The organism is Mesorhizobium sp. M8A.F.Ca.ET.161.01.1.1 (genome assembly GCF_004792105.1).
Lineage (GTDB): Bacteria > Pseudomonadota > Alphaproteobacteria > Rhizobiales > Rhizobiaceae > Mesorhizobium.
Window position 1 is genome coordinate 1 of record NZ_SRTD01000263.1, and the last position, 333, is coordinate 333.

At 67.3% G+C, this 333-nt stretch carries 1 protein-coding gene; it reads left to right on the forward strand.

The genetic code is table 11. From position 1 onward, the window contains the following. Positions 1-333: phosphatidate cytidylyltransferase (locus EN804_RS35635; protein ID WP_189602200.1), on the forward strand; the 333-nt coding region annotated here is incomplete at both ends.

Below are 333 nucleotides of genomic sequence, written 5' to 3' on the forward strand. Positions count from 1 at the left end.
CTTCGGACGTGCTGCAGTACATCTGGGGCAAGCTGCTGGGCCGGCACCTGATCGCACCGAAGCTGTCGCCGTCGAAGACGGTGGAAGGCTTCGTGGGCGGCGTGCTGAGCGCCAGCGCGCTGGGCGCGGCGTTGTGGTGGATCACCCCGTTCACCCCGCTGCAGGCGTTCGGCCTGTCGCTGCTGATCAACCTGATGGGGTTCTGGGGCGGCCTGGTGATGTCGGCGATCAAGCGCGATCGCGGCATCAAGGACTGGGGGCACATGATCGAGGGCCATGGCGGCATGCTCGACCGGCTGGATTCGGTGTGCTTCGCCGCGCCGGTGTTCTTCC